The organism is Jeotgalicoccus aerolatus, assembly GCF_014635205.1.
GTDB classification, from domain to species: Bacteria; Bacillota; Bacilli; order Staphylococcales; family Salinicoccaceae; genus Jeotgalicoccus; species Jeotgalicoccus aerolatus.
The window spans coordinates 135775-154138 of the sequence record NZ_BMCN01000002.1; the positions used below are offsets into that span (position 1 = coordinate 135775).

At 44.1% G+C, this 18364-nt stretch carries 14 protein-coding genes, 2 tRNA genes and 1 other annotated feature; all 16 genes read left to right on the forward strand.

The genetic code is table 11. The features are described from left to right. The first annotated feature begins 56 nt into the window (after positions 1–56). The 16 genes from hutP (at position 57) to yycI (ending at position 18359) form a co-directional block, all read left to right on the forward strand. Positions 57–503, forward strand: a complete 447-nt coding sequence (gene hutP / locus IEU81_RS06860; RefSeq protein WP_143016421.1) for a histidine utilization transcription antiterminator HutP — start codon at positions 57–59, stop codon at positions 501–503. Positions 504–600: 97 nt separating this feature from the next. Beyond that, positions 601–2091: a histidine ammonia-lyase gene (gene hutH, locus IEU81_RS06865; RefSeq protein ID WP_186089596.1), complete on the forward strand. Its 1491-nt coding sequence runs from the start codon at positions 601–603 to the stop codon at positions 2089–2091. Between the two features lie 48 nt (positions 2092–2139). Then, positions 2140–3798 carry a urocanate hydratase gene (hutU, locus tag IEU81_RS06870; protein ID WP_092597473.1) on the forward strand — a complete coding sequence of 553 codons (1659 nt, stop codon included), beginning with the start codon at positions 2140–2142 and terminating at the stop codon, positions 3796–3798. Further along, positions 3798–5030, forward strand: a complete 1233-nt coding sequence (hutI, locus tag IEU81_RS06875; protein ID WP_186089594.1) for an imidazolonepropionase — start codon at positions 3798–3800, stop codon at positions 5028–5030. The genes hutU and hutI overlap by 1 nt, the downstream gene beginning before the upstream one ends. Positions 5031–5076: 46 nt before the next feature. Then, positions 5077–5267, forward strand: a binding site (T-box leader). 67 nt (positions 5268–5334) lie between these two features. Then, positions 5335–6612 carry a serine--tRNA ligase gene (gene serS, locus IEU81_RS06880; protein WP_092597467.1) on the forward strand — a complete coding sequence of 426 codons (1278 nt, stop codon included), beginning with the start codon at positions 5335–5337 and terminating at the stop codon, positions 6610–6612. 75 nt (positions 6613–6687) lie between these two features. Next, complete coding sequence (locus IEU81_RS06885; RefSeq protein ID WP_092597464.1) at positions 6688–7608, forward strand: DUF2232 domain-containing protein; 921 nt, start codon at positions 6688–6690, stop codon at positions 7606–7608. Positions 7609–7610: 2 nt separating this feature from the next. Next, the gene (locus IEU81_RS06890; RefSeq protein ID WP_186089592.1) at positions 7611–9587 is read left to right on the forward strand and encodes a DHH family phosphoesterase; all 1977 of its coding nucleotides are present in this window, start codon (positions 7611–7613) and stop codon (positions 9585–9587) included. Next, positions 9584–10030: a 50S ribosomal protein L9 gene (rplI, locus tag IEU81_RS06895; protein WP_092597458.1), complete on the forward strand. Its 447-nt coding sequence runs from the start codon at positions 9584–9586 to the stop codon at positions 10028–10030. Before IEU81_RS06890 ends, rplI begins: the two co-directional genes overlap by 4 nt. Positions 10031–10054: 24 nt before the next feature. After that, positions 10055–11443 carry a replicative DNA helicase gene (gene dnaB, locus IEU81_RS06900; protein WP_092597455.1) on the forward strand — a complete coding sequence of 463 codons (1389 nt, stop codon included), beginning with the start codon at positions 10055–10057 and terminating at the stop codon, positions 11441–11443. A gap of 117 nt (positions 11444–11560) precedes the next feature. Continuing rightward, a complete protein-coding gene (locus tag IEU81_RS06905; RefSeq protein ID WP_092597452.1) occupies positions 11561–12847 on the forward strand; it encodes an adenylosuccinate synthase in 1287 nt (428 codons plus the stop codon). Positions 12848–13463: 616 nt separating this feature from the next. Then, positions 13464–13535, forward strand: a tRNA-Glu gene (locus IEU81_RS06910). 33 nt (positions 13536–13568) lie between these two features. After that, positions 13569–13641: transfer RNA gene (locus tag IEU81_RS06915), tRNA-Asp, on the forward strand. A gap of 122 nt (positions 13642–13763) precedes the next feature. Then, positions 13764–14462, forward strand: coding sequence for a response regulator YycF (gene yycF, locus IEU81_RS06920; RefSeq protein ID WP_092597449.1), 699 nt, complete (start codon positions 13764–13766; stop codon positions 14460–14462). Further along, entirely contained in the window at positions 14463–16313 is a 1851-nt protein-coding gene (walK, locus tag IEU81_RS06925; RefSeq protein ID WP_186089590.1) for a cell wall metabolism sensor histidine kinase WalK, read from the forward strand. After that, positions 16306–17622, forward strand: a complete 1317-nt coding sequence (locus tag IEU81_RS06930) for a YycH family regulatory protein (protein ID WP_186089588.1) — start codon at positions 16306–16308, stop codon at positions 17620–17622. The genes walK and IEU81_RS06930 overlap by 8 nt, the downstream gene beginning before the upstream one ends. After that, positions 17622–18359, forward strand: coding sequence for a two-component system regulatory protein YycI (gene yycI, locus IEU81_RS06935; RefSeq protein ID WP_092597440.1), 738 nt, complete (start codon positions 17622–17624; stop codon positions 18357–18359). Before IEU81_RS06930 ends, yycI begins: the two co-directional genes overlap by 1 nt. The last annotated feature ends 5 nt before the right edge of the window (positions 18360–18364 follow it).

Consider the following 18364-nt stretch of genomic DNA (forward strand, 5'->3'; position numbering starts at 1 on the left):
TTTTTATCTTATGAAAGCGCTATAATGTAATCAGTTATTAGTGATTAGGCAGGTAAATTATGACTCAGCATACACATCGTGAATTTGGTAAATTCACTACACTCGTTGCATTGACTGATGAAGAAACGGCACTCGGTCTGCTGCCCCATTTTGAATCGTTTAAAGTAATGACGGGCAAAGTTGGGTCGATGGATTTAAGTAAAGTCATCTCGTCAGTTGAAACAGCTGCTAAACGCGGCGCTTTAATCGATGGAAACATTTATCGTGAAACGCATTCTTTATACCATGCGATTTTAGAAGCACTTCAAGGTGTGACCCGCGGTGATTTAAGTGTCGGGGAAATTATGCGTACTGTCGGACTTCGTTTTGCGATAGTCAGAGGCAATCCATACGACAGCGATGATGAAGGCGAATGGCTGGCGGTGTGTTTCTACGGCACAATCGGTGCGCCGATCAGAGGGAAAGAACACGAAGCTTTAGGGCTTGGGATTAATCATATTTAAAAAGTAAATAGAATTGTCATAGACATTAGTAATTAGGGACATAAAAATCTAAGGGATTTTTGTGTCTTTTTTTGTACGTAAATTTAGGAGGGATTACATGTCAGTTTTACAATTGGACGGCGAACATTTAACAATCGATAAAATTAAGGATTTCCTGGGAAATTCCGAAAGTACAATCGAAATTACGGCGGATGCGTACAAACGCGTCGATGCGTCAAGAAGAGTTGTAGAAAATATTATTGCAGAAGAGAAAACAATTTACGGTATTACGACTGGTTTTGGACTCTTTTGTGATGTACTTATTTCAAAAGAAAAAGTAGAAGATTTGCAGATCAACCTGATTCGTTCACATGCATGCGGCGTCGGTAAGCCTTTCGGTGAGCCTGAAGCACTGCTGATGATGGTTTTTCGTTTAAACACTATGTTGAAGGGCCATTCAGGTGTTACGAGAGGCCTGGTGGAACAGTTGAAGCTTTATATTAATAAACGGATTATTCCTGTCGTGCCGGAACAGGGTTCACTCGGAGCATCCGGAGACCTTGCGCCGCTGTCTCATATGGCACTGACACTGATTGGCGAAGGTGAAGTCTTCTTTATGGGCGAAAGAAAAAATACGCGTGACGTTCTGGAATCGCTCGGTATTGAATCGATCACACTGCAGGCAAAAGAAGGTCTGGCACTGATTAACGGCACACAGCCGATGACCGCTCAAGGTGTAGTTAACTATATCGAAGCCGATAAACTCATGCACGACAGCTTGTGGATCGCATCACTGACGCATCAGGCATTAAACGGGATTACTGATGCTTACAACCATCAAATTCATGAATCTCGCGGCTATCCGGAGCAGATTTACGTCGCTGAAAAAATGCTTGAATACTTAGAAGGATCGAAACTGACAACGCGTCAGGGTGAGCTGCGTGTCCAGGACGGCTACTCTATCAGATGTATTCCGCAAGTTCACGGTGCCTCCTTGCAAACGTTGAAATATGTTAAAGAAAAACTGGAAATTGAAATGAATGCAGCAAATGATAATCCGCTGATTTTTAGTGAAGACGAGGTATATTCAGGCGGTAACTTCCACGGGCAGCCGATTGCGATTGCTATGGATCTGTTGAAAATCGGTGTTGCGGAAATTGCGAATATTACAGAACGCCGAATTGAACGCCTGGTAAACCCGGCCTTAAACGGAGATTTGCCCGCCTTCTTAAGTCCTGAAGATGGGCTGCAGTCCGGTGCCATGATCTTACAATATTCGGCAGCCAGTCTGGTGTCGGAAAACAAAACACTCGCTCACCCTGCCAGCGTTGACTCAATCCCGTCATCGGCTAACCAGGAAGACCACGTATCGATGGGAACAATCGGTGCGCGTCATGCGAGGGATATTATCAATAACACGCGTTTCGTTATAGCGACTGAGATGTTTATCGCGATGACAGCAGCTGAAATTAAAGGAAAAGATAAATTATCACCTGCGACGCGCAAAAAATTCGATGAATTCCGCCTGATTGCAGATTTCATCGATCATGACCGTAACTTCAGTATAGAAATTAATGAACTTGCTAATGCGCTGACTGAGGTTAATTAAAGTAATCACGATTTTTCACATTATTAATATTTTAAGGGGATGACATTTATGTCTAGAAAAATTACTGCAAAAACAGGTTTGGAATTAGAATGTAAAGGATGGGAGCAGGAAGCGGCGCTTCGCATGCTGTATAACAACTTAGATCCGGAAGTGGCGGAACGTCCGGAAGATTTAGTGGTATACGGCGGTATTGGTAAAGCAGCCCGTAACTGGGAGGCTTTTGAAGCGATTGAAAATACACTTCGCAATTTAGAGTCAGATGAAACGATGCTTATTCAGTCTGGTAAACCGGTCGCGGTGTTTAAGACACATGTTGGTGCACCGAGAGTGCTGATGTCTAACTCTGTACTCGTGCCGAAATGGGCAAATTGGGAGCACTTTAACGAACTCGATAAAAAAGGCTTAATGATGTACGGACAAATGACTGCCGGTTCATGGATTTACATCGGTTCACAAGGGATTGTTCAGGGGACATATGAAACATTTGCGGAACTTGCCAATCAGAATTATGACGGGACATTGCGCGGTACGATTACACTGACTGCCGGTCTTGGCGGCATGGGCGGCGCTCAGCCTTTATCGGTAACGATGAACGAAGGGGTTGCACTGTGCGTGGATGTCGATGAAACACGAATCGATAAGCGCATCGAAACACGCTACCTCGATACAAAAACAGATTCACTGGATGAAGCTTTAAAACTGGCTGCAGAAGCACGCGATGCAGGGAAACCTTTATCGATTGGTCTTATCGGAAATGCTGCTGAAGTACACCACGAAATTTTAAACAGAGGCTTTGAAATCGATGTGGTTACGGATCAGACGTCAGCGCATGACCCTTTAAATGGTTATGTTCCCGAAGGTTATTCACTGGAAGAAGCGAAAAAATTGCGTGAATCAGATCCGGAAGAATATGTGAAATTATCGAGTGCATCGATGGCCAAACATGTTGAAGCGATGCTGGAGTTCCAGAAAAACGGGGCTGTCGTATTCGATTACGGTAATAATATTCGTCAGGTTGCTTTTGATACCGGCGTTAAAAATGCCTTCGATTTCCCGGGCTTCGTTCCCGCTTATATCCGTCCTTTATTCTGCGAAGGGAAAGGTCCGTTCCGCTTTGTCGCTTTAAGCGGAGATCCTAACGATATCGCTGTTGCAGATAAGAAAATGCGCGAACTGTTCCCGGATAACGAGAAATTAATCCGCTGGCTGGATATGGCAGAAGAAAAAATTGCTTTCCAGGGACTGCCGGCCCGTATCGCATGGTTAGGTTACGGCGAGCGTGCTAAAATGGGTCTCGCTTTAAACGAACTTGTTAAATCCGGAGAAATTTCAGCACCGATTGTAATCGGACGCGACCACCTGGACTCAGGTTCAGTTGCCAGCCCGAACCGCGAAACAGAAAGCATGAAAGACGGCAGTGATGCGGTCGGCGACTGGGCAATTTTAAATGCCCTTGTAAATACAGCGGCCGGCGGTTCATGGATTAGTGTCCATCACGGCGGCGGTGTCGGGATGGGCTACTCACTGCACGCCGGCATGGTCGTCGTTGCAGACGGTACAGATCTTGCTGCAGAAAGATTGGGACGTGTATTAACGTCAGATCCGGGTATGGGAGTAGCAAGACACGCCGATGCAGGATATGACATCGCAATTGACACTGCCAAGGAACGCGGCGTAAACATTCCAATGTTAAAGGAGAATAAATAATGAATGATGTACTGATTACAAATATAAAGTCACTGATTTTACCGAAGAAAACCGAAACACCTTTAAAAGGCAAAGAGATGGATGAACTGAACATCGTCGAAGACGCGATTGTCGTTATTAAAGATGGCAAAGTCGTTTATGCGGGTGCAAAAACAGACGATTATGAGGCGAAAGAAACAATTGATGCAGAAGGGAAAATCGTTTCCCCTGCCCTCGTTGAACCTCATACGCATATCGTGCACGGCGGTTCACGTGAACATGAGATGTCTATGAAACGCCAAGGCGTCGATTACTTAACGATACTCGAACAGGGCGGCGGTATTTTAAATACGGTCAAACAGACACGTGAGGCATCATTTGATGAGCTGTTGAATAAGGCATCGGTCAATATGACACGTATGATCCAGCATGGTGTGTTAACAGTTGAAAGCAAGAGTGGTTACGGTCTCGACCGTGAAAATGAATTAAAACAGCTGAAAGTATCGAAAGCACTGGAAGAGAAATTCCCTGTTTTAATGCGCCATACTTTCTTAGGACCGCACGCGATTCCTAAAGGACGGCAAGCCGAAGAGTTCCTGCAGGAAATGACAGATTTACTCGATGAAGTAAAAGATTATGCGGACTTCGCTGATATCTTTACGGAAACTGGGGTTTTCTCTGTTGAACAGTCAAGAAAATATATGGAAGCGGCAAAAGAGAAAGGCTTCCGTGTTAAAATTCACGCGGATGAAATCGATCCGCTCGGCGGACTTGAATTGGCAATTGAACAAGATGCAATCAGTGCAGATCACTTAGTTGCAGCAAGCGAAACAGGTAAAAAACAGCTGGCTGATTCTGATACAGTTGCTGTGCTCTTGCCGGGGACAACATTCTATCTCGGTAAAAATGAATTTGCAGATGCACGCAGTATGATTGATCAGGGCGGCGCTGTTTCACTGGCAACGGATTATAATCCGGGCAGCTGTGTAACGGATAATTTGCAAATGATTATGGCTATCGCTGCCTTAAAACTGAAAATGACACCGAACGAAATCTGGAATGCTGTCACAGTTAACGCTGCGCATGCAATCGATGCCGACCGCGGCACATTGAATGCGGGTGACGATGCGAATATCGTTGTCTGGGATGCACCAAACCACGAGTACATTCCATATCACTACGGTGTAAACCATGCCTATAAAGTCTTTGCAGATGGCAAACTTATATTTGAACGTCCGGTCTTAAATTTATAAACTTGCGTTTTTAAGAACAGCGTTATAAAATAGCACCAAGTTAATATTTACTACTTTGAAAGAAGCAGTAGCGTATCTGCGCTGTCAGAGAGATCATGGCTGGTGTAAATGATCACGGGATATGTGAATTTCTGTCTTTCGTTAAATAAAGTAGCCGGTGAAAACCGTTAAAATGTTAGAGATAGTATCAGTAAATGATGCTAATTAGGGTGGCAACGCGTAGACCACGTCCCTTTCAGGGGGACGTGGTCTTTTATTTTACCCTGAATTAAGCATTAAATATAAAATTTTTGGAGGTATGCACATGTTAGATATTAAAGTACTGCGCAACGACACTGAAACGGTGAAAAAGAAAGTATCACAACGCGGACTGGAACCTGTGTTAATCGATGATATTTTACAGCTGGATAAAGAAAGACGCGCGCTGATTGTTGAAACTGAAGAACTGAAAAGCCGCCGTAACAAAGTATCCCAGGAGATTGCTGTTAAAAAGAAAAATAAAGAAGACGCTGACGATGTTATTAAAGAAATGCGCGACGTCGGAGAACGTATTAAAGAAATCGATGAAAGACTGAATACGATTCAAACGGACTACCACGATAAGATGAGCCGTATTCCAAACTTAATTCACGACGATGTGCCGGAAGGTAAAGATGATACTGAAAATGTTGAAATCCGCCGCACTGGTGACGCACGCACCTTCGATTTTGAAGCGAAACCGCATTGGGATATTTTAGAAGATTTGAAACTGGCTGACTTCGAGCGGGCTGCCAAAGTATCAGGTGCGCGCTTTGTTTACCATACCGGTGACGGTGCCCGTCTCGAGCGCGCACTCATGAACTTCATGCTCGATGTGCATAATAATAACGGCTACCGTGAAATGATGACGCCGCAAATCGTCCGTGCGGATGCAATGTATGCAACCGGTCAGCTGCCAAAATTTGGGGAAGATTTGTTTAAAATCGAAGATGAGGAAATGTACACGATTCCGACATCAGAAGTGACTTTAACAAACTTCCACAAAGACGAAATTCTTGAAGATGAATCATTACCTGTGAAATTCACAGCGCAGACTGCATGCTTTAGAAGTGAAGCGGGTTCTGCCGGCAGAGACACTCGCGGTCTGATCCGTCTCCACCAGTTCAACAAAGTAGAAATGGTCCGTCTGGAACGTCCTGAAGACTCATGGAACGCACTTGAAGAAATGACTCAGCACGCTGAGAACATTTTAAATCTGCTTGAGATCCCGCACCGCACAGTGCTGCTCTGCACAGGCGACATCGGTTTTGGATCTTCGAAAACATACGATGTGGAAGTTTGGCTGCCGAGCTACAACGACTACAAAGAAATCAGTTCTATATCGAATATGACTGACTTCCAGGCGCGCCGGGGCAACATTAAATTCAAACGCGATAAAGACTCAAAACCCGAGCTCCTTCATACTTTAAACGGCAGCGGACTGGCTGTCGGAAGAACGATGGCAGCCCTCTTAGAAAATTACCAGAACGAAGACGGCACAGTGACTGTACCGGAAGTGCTTCAGCCATATATGGGTGGTCAGAAGAAGCTTGAAAGGTTATAATATAAATACTGAATGCTCCTATTCAACATTAGATAGGGGCATTCCTTTTTAAAAGGATCAAAGAGGAGTGTAAAATTGAATAACAAAATACCAACAGGGACTCTGGCCCTTACACTGCTCGCTGTTGTCGCTTATATTATGCTCACAGAAATTACTTTGGTTTTCGGACCTGTCGTGATGCCTTTTGCAATATACTTATTGTTAAAAATTAAGAAACAGTCTACAGTGAATTACTGGATTTTATTCTTTAGTTTTCTAATACCGGCAATGCTGTTTTTATCACCGCTTGCCTCAGCCAGCTTTATCATTTTATATATTGTTTCCAGCCTGCTTGCTTACACGCTGGAGCAGAAAGTATCTCAGGAGATGACACTCTTTTACACGACTTTTGCACTCGGACTCAGTACGATGGCAGCAGTCGTTATCATGCAGATGCTTGGATTTTTAAGACCTTTATCAGACTTGTATTCATCATTTAGAAACTGGTATGAAACACAGCTGGAAACAGTCAGCTCATTGACAACGGATGCTATGGACGCTGATATGATTCTGCAGTCGTTGGATTTATATTTCCAAAACATGCCGGCCTTTGTCATGATTGGCAGTTTCTTTTTGGCGCTGTACATCGTACTCATGGTTAGAATACTGCCGCAGGATAATACAAAAATGTGGACTTACCGTACATTCGACAAGTGGATGATGCCGAGAATGCTGCTGTACTTATACTTATTACTCTTTTTCATTATGCTTTTCAGCGGCGGCTGGGAAGAAAGTACAGTGACACTTATCAGCAATATTTCATTGATTTTAGAATGGGCACTGTTCATACACGGTCTCGCATTTATTTATTACTTCATGCTCAGAAAAAGTATGAATAAGGTGCTGGCGGCCGTTGTTTTAATACCGTTTGCACTGTTAAGACCAATTACGGTTCTGATTGGATTATTTGAAATGATCTTCAGAATTAGACTGATTATGGAATTGAGGAGGAAATAGCAATGTTTAAAGTTTTAGATAAAAGATTGATGCTTATACCATTTATTGTGCTGGCATTCCATATTTCTATACTTAGCATTGCTATCGTCATCAACTATACTGTTTTTGGCGTCATCAGTATCATTGTCAGTATCGTAATCCTCGTCCTGGTATACATTTATTTATACCGCTGGCTGGATTTAACTGAACACAGACTCGTCGAATTGTCGAAAGACATGTCGGGGGCGAGACAGTACACGATCGATCACTTGCCACTCGGTGTGATTTTATTGAACGATGATGAAGAAATTACTTGGCTTAATGATTTTATGACGGAACAAATTTCCGAAGAATTTCACCATGAGCCGATTAACCGTGTCTTCCCGAATATTATGACGACGCTGAAGGCGAATAATATTCAGTCGATCGACTCATCATACGGCGAGAAGAACTATCAGATTCACTATTACGAAGAAAATAACGCACTCATTTTACTCGACATTACAGACGAGAAAACGATGCAAAAACAATTAGAAGATAAAGACCCGGTTATCGGTATTTTGTTCCTGGATAACTACGATGATATGACTCAGAATATGACTGAAGCACTGAAGAGTGACTTGAATAACAGTCTGACAAATACCATTAACGACTGGGCACTTGAACACAATATTTATCTTCGCCGCTTTTCAAACGACCGTTTTATGATGGTAATGTCTGCCAAAAGTTTAGCGGAAATTGAAAAAACTAAGTTTGTCCTGCTTGACCAGATCCGTGAAAATTCTGCCGAGCACGGTGCTCAGATTACAATCAGTATGGGTATCGGCGAAGGCTCGATGAACTTTATCGAAGTGGGAGAACTGGCTCAGTCCAGTCTTGACCTGGCACTTGGCCGCGGCGGCGACCAGGTGGCGATTAAAACCATTAACGGCAGCGCGAGATTTTACGGCGGTAAAACCGATCCGATGGAAAAACGGACACGTGTTAAAGCACGCGTAATGGCACATGCCCTCCGGGATATACTGCTTGAAGGTGACAACGTTATTATTATGGGTCATAAGAGCCCGGACGTTGATTCGATCGGTTCATCGATCGGTGTCGCTAAAATTGCCAGTTCCAACGGCATTGAGGCGCATATCGTATTAAATGATGAGGATATCGATGATACGCTGTCCCGCCTGATGAAAGAAGTCGAGTCACGTGAAGAATTGTACGAAACGTTTATCAGCAGTGAAGCAGCCTGGGATAAACTGACGCCGAAGACAACGGTCGTTATTGTGGATACGCACCGCCCGTCTATGGTGCTGGATGAAGATATTCTGAACAAAGCGACGCGTAAAGTAGTCATCGATCATCACAGACGTGCAGATGAAATGATTTCAAATCCTCTGCTCGTTTATATGGAACCCTACGCGTCCAGTGCCAGTGAACTGGTTGCTGAGCTGCTCGAATATCAGAACAGACAGAACAAGTTATCGCGGATTGAAGCGACGATTATGCTGACAGGTATTATCGTTGATACGCGCAACTACACGCTCCGTACAGGGTCCCGGACCTTTGATGCGGCAAGTTATTTAAGAAGCAACGGTGCCGATCCGGTACTGGCACAGACTTTCTTAAAAGATGATATCGATACGTTTATCGCAAGAAGTGATTTAATTAAATCAGCTGAAATTCGCGATAGCGGTATTGCGATCGTCAAAGCGGATGAAACGATGACCTACCACCCTGTCACTGTTGCTCAGGCAGCCGATCAGCTGCTGCAGATTGAAGGCGTACAGGCATCATTCGTGATGGCGCTTCGTGAAGATGAGACAATAGGAATCTCAGCCCGTTCTCTAGGTAAAGTAAACGTCCAGATTATTATGGAAAAATTAAACGGCGGCGGGCACTTAACGAATGCTGCAACGCGTATGGAAGGTAAATCCATCGAGGAAGCGTATGAAGAATTAACTGCGGCAATCGATACTTTTATATATAACAGGAGTGAAGAAGAATGAAAGTAATCTTTTTAAAAGACGTTAAAAATAAAGGTAAAAAAGGTGAAGTTAAAGATGTCGCATCAGGCTATGCGCATAACTTCCTCTTCAAGAAAGGCTTGGCTGAAGAAGCGAACGCTGTAAACTTGAAGAAATTGGACAATCAGAAAGAAGAAGTCCGCCAGCAGGAAGCTGACGAACTTCAGGCAGCTAAAGATCTGAAACAAGAACTCGAAGGCAAAGAAGTGGAAGTTAAAACGAAAGCTGGAGAAGACGGCCGTCTGTTCGGTTCAGTCAGTTCTAAACAGGTGATTGAAGCCTATCAGAAACAGCACGATATCAAACTCGATAAACGCAAGCTGGATATGCCTGAGACTTTCAAGAGCCTCGGCTATCACAAAGTATCAATTAAGCTGCACAATGAAGTGGAAGCAGAGTTAAAAGTACACGTTGTTGAGCAGTAATATAATTAAAAGGAGGACTCGATAATGGAAATGAATCGCCAAATGCCGCATGATAATGATGCAGAACAATCGGTGCTTGGGGCAATCTTTATCGATTCCTCCATTTTTTTAAATGTCACTGAAATATTGGATCCGGAAGATTTTTACCGGCCGGAGCATCAGCAGATTTACCGTGCGATGATGCTCTTATCTGAAGAAAATGCCGAGCTCGATGTTGTGACAATTACCGACAAGCTGCGCAGCATGGATGAGCTGAATAATACAGTAAATCCGCGTTATTTAGGTGAATTGTCGAACGTCACACCGACGAGCCGAAACTGGCAGTTCTACGCGGATATTATCGCCCGCCAGTCACTCCGCCGGAAACTGATCGCAGTGGCGGATGAAATTGCGAGTGACGGATTCCAAAATGAAGTCGATATTAATGAATTGCTGGCAGAAGCTGAGTCACGCATTATGGGCGTGTCTGAAGGCCGCCGCAATGACGGTTTTAAATCGATGAAAGAAGTCGTTCATGAAGTTTACGAACAGATCGAAGCACTGGCTGGAAATAATACAGGGATTACAGGTATACCGACAGGTTACCGCGATCTTGACTTTATGACGTCCGGTTTTGGCCGGAATGATTTAATCATATTAGCAGCCCGCCCTTCCATGGGTAAAACGGCGTTTGCATTAAATATTGCAGGCCATGTCGGTACGTCGCCAGACGGTTATACTGTCGCAGTATTCTCGCTCGAGATGGGTGCAGATCAGCTCGTCAGCCGGATGATTTCGAGTCAGGGCATGATCGACGCTACGAAACTGCGTCAAGGTTCGCTCGACCATCAGGACTGGGATAACTTTACGACAGCCATCGGTACACTGGCTAATTCTAAAATATTCATCGATGATTCAGCGGGTATCCGCGTTAATGAAATTCGTGCGAAATGTTTGCGTTTAAAACAGGAGCACGGGCTCGATATGGTAATTATCGATTACCTGCAGCTGATTCAGGGCTCAGGCAGCCGCCAGGGTGAGAACCGTCAGCAGGAAGTCTCTGAGATTTCACGAATGCTGAAAGGGCTGGCACGTGAAATGCAGTGCCCGGTAATCGCCCTCAGTCAGCTGTCGCGGAGTGTAGAATCACGGCAGGATAAACGTCCGATGATGAGTGATCTGCGTGAATCCGGTTCGATTGAGCAGGATGCCGATATCGTTGCCTTTCTTTATCGCGATGACTATTACAACCGCGGTGACGGTGAAGAAGAGGACGAAGGCGCTCAGAGCACCCAGGATGAAATCGAGATTATTTTAGCCAAACACCGTAACGGTCCGACAGGAACCGTGAAATTAATATTCAATAAAGCCTACAGCAGCTTTTTTGACCAGGATACACGTGATTTTGGCGATAATTATATACCGCCAGCTTAGAAGTCCGAATGTTTTTCAAGAGTCACTTGAAAAACGTTCGGACTTTAATTGATTTTTGGCGTAATTATTGGTAACATTGGAAACGGTAAAATTAATCAATCATTTGGGGGCAATCATATGTCTGGAACAGTAGTTGTTGGAACACAATGGGGAGACGAAGGTAAAGGTAAGATTACGGACTTCCTGTCGGAAGATGCACACGTCATTGCAAGATTTTCAGGTGGGAACAACGCAGGTCATACGATTCAATTTGGTGGCGAAACTTACAAACTTCACCTGGTACCATCAGGTATTTTCTATAAAGATAAATTATCTCTAATCGGTAACGGTGTCGTTATTGACCCGCTGTCACTGATTAAAGAACTCGATGGCCTGCTTGAACGCGGCATCAGCGTGGACAACCTGCGCATTTCAAACCGTGCACAAGTCATTCTGCCATATCATCTGACTCAGGATGAGCTGGAAGAAGAAGCACGCGGCGACAACAAAATCGGTACGACTAAACGCGGTATCGGTCCATCTTATGTCGATAAAGTACAGCGTATCGGTATCCGTATGGCAGATCTAATCGACGACAAAGTATTCACACGCCGTCTGAAAGAAAACCTTGAACTGAAAAACCATACACTGAAAGCATTATACGGTCACGAAGGATTTACTTTCGATGAAATCTACGAACCATATAAAGCAGCTGCAGAACGTCTGGCGCCATACGTATGCGATACTGCTAAACTGCTCGATGATGCATTTACAGCAGGAGAAAACGTACTATTTGAAGGTGCACAAGGCGTAATGCTCGACGTTGACCACGGGACATACCCATTCGTGACATCAAGCAACCCGATTGCAGGTAACGTTACAGTCGGCTGCGGTGTTGGCCCATCACACGTTAAAAACATTGTTGGTGTATGTAAAGCATATACATCACGCGTTGGAGACGGCCCGTTCCCTACTGAATTGTTCGACGAAGACGGACATCATATCCGTGAAGTCGGCCGTGAATACGGAACAACAACAGGACGCCCAAGACGTATCGGCTGGTTTGACTCAGTCGTTGTCCGTCACTCGAGACGCGTCAGCGGTATTACAGATCTGTCATTAAACTCAATCGATGTCATGAGCGGACTAAAAACAGTTAAAATCTGTACAGCATATGAAATCGACGGTGTTGAAATTACAGAATACCCTGCAACACTTGAAGATTTAAAACGCGCGAAACCAATCTACAAAGAAATGCCAGGCTGGTCAGAAGACATCACTGGTGTGAAAAAATTAGAAGACCTTCCGGAAAACGCATATAACTATCTGCGTGAAATCGAGAAACTTTGCGGTGTGAAAGCATCAATATTCTCAGTCGGTCCGGACAGAAACCAGACGAACCTTCTTAAAAACTTCTGGAACTAATATGAATATGGGATTCCCCCGGCACATTATTGATGTGCTGGGGGATTTTTTAGTTTTGCGGTGCTGGTGAGGTGTGTGATGCTGACGGCTAAGCATTTATCGACCGCTTGTGCTCTGTTCATGCGGTCGCAATCTGTTTATCATCCGCTTGTGCTCTGTTCATGCGGCCGCAATCTGTTTATCATCCGCTTGTGCCTCGTTCATGCGGCCGCAAACTGTTTATCGTCCGCTTGTGCCCCACTCATACGGCCGCAAGTTGATTATCGTCCGCTTGTGCCCCACTCATACGGCCGCAAGTTGATTATCGTCCGCTTGTGCCTCGTTCATGCGGTCGCAATCTGTTTATCATCCGCTTGTGCCTCGTTCATGCGGTCGCAAACTGTTTATCATCCGCTTGTGCCTCGTTCATGCGGCCGCAAACTGTTTATCATCCGCTTGTGCCTCGTTCATGCGGTCGCAAACTGTTTATCATCCGCTTGTGCCCCACTCATGCGGCCGCAAGCAGCTAATCTCCTCACCCCTCACCAAATTTTCCACAATCCCTCTAAAAAAGTGTTGTATTAAAAATTCCACTCATGTTATAATAAATCTTGTGCAATTCACACATGATTACCATGGCCCGTTGGTCAAGCGGTTAAGACACCGCCCTTTCACGGCGGTAACACGGGTTCGAGTCCCGTACGGGTCACTTTTTTTAAAAATATACAATTGCATATAAACTGGTCCCGTGGTGTAGCGGTTAACATGCCTGCCTGTCACGCAGGAGATCGCGGGTTCGATTCCCGTCGGGACCGTCTGATTAAAGTCTCCAGCATTTATGCTGGCAGACTTTTTTATTTGTCTGAAAAGTGATACATTTAAAGATGGATAAGTTTACGTACACAATAATGTATACCGGAAATGAGGGACATCTAAAATGGCCAAGAAAATAGTTGTTGTTGATGATGAAAAACCAATTGCAGATATTCTTGAATTTAACTTGCAAAAAGAAGGATACGAGGTACATTGCGCATACGACGGTAATGATGCATTGGAACTGATACTGGATATAGTGCCGGATCTTGTTCTATTGGATATTATGCTGCCGGGCATCGATGGTATGGAAGTCTGCCGTGAAGTTCGGAAGAAACATGATATGCCGATTATAATGCTGACTGCCAAAGATTCCGAAATCGATAAAGTACTCGGTCTTGAACTGGGTGCAGATGATTACGTTACAAAACCTTTCTCAACACGTGAATTAATTGCGCGTGTGAAAGTGAATTTACGCCGTAATAATACGGTGACTGCAAAAGAAGAACCGGAAGATAAAAATATATATATTCGGGATATTACTGTTATCCCCGACTCTTATGCGATTAAAAAATTCGGTAAAGATATCGATTTAACGCATCGTGAATTTGAACTGTTTTTATATCTTGCCAGACATAAATCACAGGTGATGACTCGTGAGCATCTGCTGGAAACAGTATGGGGCTACGATTATTTTGGTGATGTGCGGACAGTGGACGTAACAGTGCGCCGTTTGAGAGAAAAAATTGAAGATGATCCGAGTCACCCGGAATATATTATGACACGCCGCGGTGTCGGCTACTACATTAAAGGTGATGACTAGATGAAGCAGTTTTTAAAAAATCTGCAATCTCTCCAATTTAAATTAGTCATGATTTACATGCTCCTGATTATTATCGGTATGCAGATTATTGGTTTGTATTTTACCAATAGCTTGGAGCGCGATCTGACAGGAAATTTTAAAAATAATATCGATTCTCAAGTCACTTTAATCGATACTCGCATTAAAGAGATTTTCCAGGAATCGGGAGATGACCGCGAGCAGATGCATTCGGATATTCAAAGTCTGCTTGCGGATTACGGCAATCGTCCGGAAATTGAAGAGATTCGTTATATTAATGCAGATAACATACTTGTCGGGACAAGCAGGATTTCTAATGAATCCCTCGTCGGCTCCCGAATCAATGAACCGATGACCCGGGATGCACTGCAATCCGGCATCGCCAACGACGAAATCTTTGTCAATGTGGACAAAGATAATCAGCGTGTCTGGATTTTAAACCAGCCGGTCGTCGTCAGTGATGAAGTCGCCGGTGTTATTTACGTTGAATCAAATGTTGAGAGTATCTATGCTCAGCTCGAAGCGATTAATAATACATTTATCATTGCGACCCTCTTCTCACTTGTCATTACGAGTATTCTCGGTATCTTTGTCGCGCGTACAATTACGAAGCCGATTACGGATATGAGAAACCAGGCCCTTTTAATGTCCGAAGGGGATTATACATCCCGCGTACAAATATACAGCGATGATGAAATCGGCCAGCTTGCCGGCAGCTTTAATATACTGTCTAAAAAAGTTCAGGAAGCTCAGGCCAATACAGAAAGCGAGAAAAAACGTCTCGACTCCGTTATTACGCATATGTCCGACGGTATTATTGCCACGGACCGCAGAGGCCGCATCCGCATCGTCAATGAAATGGCAGTCGGTATGCTGAACCTCCGTACGCAGTCTGATGATCTGCATGGTAAAAATATGCTGGACCTGCTCCGCCTCGGTGAAGAACTGAATTTAGAAGATATTATCCAGGAAGCAAATGACAGTCATTTAATCTTTATCGACTCGGGAGATGACGTTACAACGCTCCGTGTAAACTTCTCGACAATCGTTACAGATACCGGATTTATCAACGGTTATATTGCTGTACTGCATGACGTTACAGAACAGGAACGTATCGATGCAGAGCGCCGCGAATTCGTTGCGAATGTATCTCATGAATTAAGAACGCCTCTGACGTCTATGAGAAGTTATATTGAAGCACTGCAGGACGGAGCATGGCAGGATGAAGAAATTGCGCCGAAATTCCTCAGTGTGACGCGTGATGAGACTGACCGCATGGGCCGTCTCGTCGAGGATCTGCTGCAGCTGTCTCGCATGGATAACGATGCAGAAGAAATACAAAAAGAAGTCGTCGATTTTAAATTGTTCATCAACCGCGTGATCGACCGTTTTGAAATGACACACAAAGATGAAGTTGTGTTTACACGCCACATACCGGATGCGCCCATATTTACCGATATTTCAGTCGATAAGATGGGACAAGTGCTGGATAACGTACTGTCGAACGCGATTAAGTATCAGCACGGTGATCCTAAGCGTGTCGATATTCATCTGAAACAAAATACACTTTACAATCGCATGACCATTCGCATTAAAGACTACGGTCTCGGAATTCCAAATAACAAAGTGGATCGCATTTTTGACAGATTTTACCGTGTCGATAAAGGCCGCGCGCGCAAAATGGGCGGCACGGGTCTTGGTCTCGCGATTTCAAAAGAAATTATCGAGGCACATAACGGTAAAATATGGGCGAACAGTGTAGAAAACGAAGGGACGACGGTCTTTATCAACTTACCTTGTGAAGTGATAGAGGAGGATGAGTGGGATGTATAAAGAATGGCTGAAATCCATCCTGTTAATCGTGCTCGTCGCCTCCAGTGCGGTGCTGACTTACCTGGTCTGGAGCTACGAACCGGAGTTTTCTCAAATCGATACGTCACTTGAAGGGACGACGAATATCAGTCAGGGTGAGCGGGTCACTTTCGAAAAAGTGATGAGCACCTACCAGCTCGTCTGGATTCAGGGTGAAAACAACACGAGAGGCACGACAGACCCTAGAGCCTTAATTGGTATCAGAGAACATCTCGACGGCTCTAACGTAACGAGTATGAACGTTTATAACAGTATTAACCGTTTAAACGTCAGAGGTGAGGAATCAGGCGAAGAAGAATTTCTGCTGATCGATTACTACTCCGGCCTGCCGTCTAAATCTCTGTTTCAAATGCTTGGTCTCGCCTATGATACGACCTTGCCTGCCTTTGAATTTGACCGGATAGTCGTGGATATGAAAGAAGGTCACGTCGTCTTTAATTTACTGGATGAAGACCGCTCGAGAGTCGCCGTCGTGGAGACGGATATTGATGCCGGCTTTTTACAAGGTTTAGTTGAAGATTACAGCGATACGTTCGAAGCCTATACACCGATTATTACTAATCAGAGAACATCGAATAATATGACGGCGATATACGGACCATCATCACCCGGAACTGTTAATACTGAACGATTTATGATTAACCAGATGAATACTGATGTAATGAACCGGATTTTATTCTCAGATCCACCGGCGGCCAGCCCGTCATCAGATGAAGTATCGATTTACGAAGATGAAAACCAAATCGCGACATATAATAACTCTACTTATGAGTACAGTTATACTAATTTAAATGAGTCATCCGCTTCTAGCGGCAGAAATCACCAGACCCTGCAGGATATATATTTCTTCCTGAATTCGCATAATGGCCTGTCGCAAAATAACGTGCTGTTTGATTATAACGGCAATGAAAATGCAGCGACTTTCCGGTCTACATTAAATGGACGCGTCGTGTTCAGTGAAAATCTCAGTACGTCGATTACTGTTAAGTACGGCGAAAACTCAGTCTACGAATATACGCGCCCGCTGATTCGTACCAATGCGAAAGTATCGGATGAAGAAGAAGTCGAACTGCTCGATATCGAAAATGTGCGCTATCAAATTGCACTGCACGATAACTTTGATCTGCAGAAAGTATCTAAAATCGTTCTCGGATACGATATGACTTTTGCAGACGATGAAACGGATTTGGAGTTTATCGATTATACACCGCAGTGGTACGTTAAATACGACGGTGCCTGGATGAAATTCAATGAAGGAGGGCTGTCCTGATGGATTGGAAATTAACAAAATCCCTGTTTGTTGCAGCCTTTCTGCTGATGAATTTCGTCCTGATTTATATTTTGTATAACGAATCAAACGATGAAGTCAGAGAACTGTCGGAATCGACCAATGCACTGTCGGAAACGAATATCGATACGAGCGCACTCGAATCATTTGAAACCGTGCAGATGCAAATTATCGTCGGTGAACCCGCCGCATTGGAAGATGAAGCAGATACGTCAGATGAAGAAACAGAACTGACCGTGCCTATAGAAGATGGTGTCACCTTTGCACCGGAAGGATTAAATACTTATAAAAACAATTCGATTTACAGAGGCGAAGAATACCATTATGATGAAGTAATGAGTGATCCGGAAACGCTGATTTTTAACCAGCATTATGAAGACTATCCAATCTTCAGCCATGAAGCAGCCCGTCTGTACTTCAGTGAAGAATCAGCGAGCATGACTCAGGGTTATGTTGAAAACATCGAAGCAAGTGACTATTCAGTTGAACAAAATGTGCGTCATCCTAAAGTTATCGTGGAAGAACTTTATCTGCAGGAAAATATTACAGAAGACGCCGTTATCAACAGCGCAACACTCGGCTATTACATCATTCTGGAAGAAGAAGATCAGATTATGATGCGCCCGAAATGGCAATTTGAAATTACTGACGAAAACGTCGAACGTATACTGTACGTCGATGCGATCAGTCAGACAGAAGATATTATTGAAAGAGAGTGAAAGAA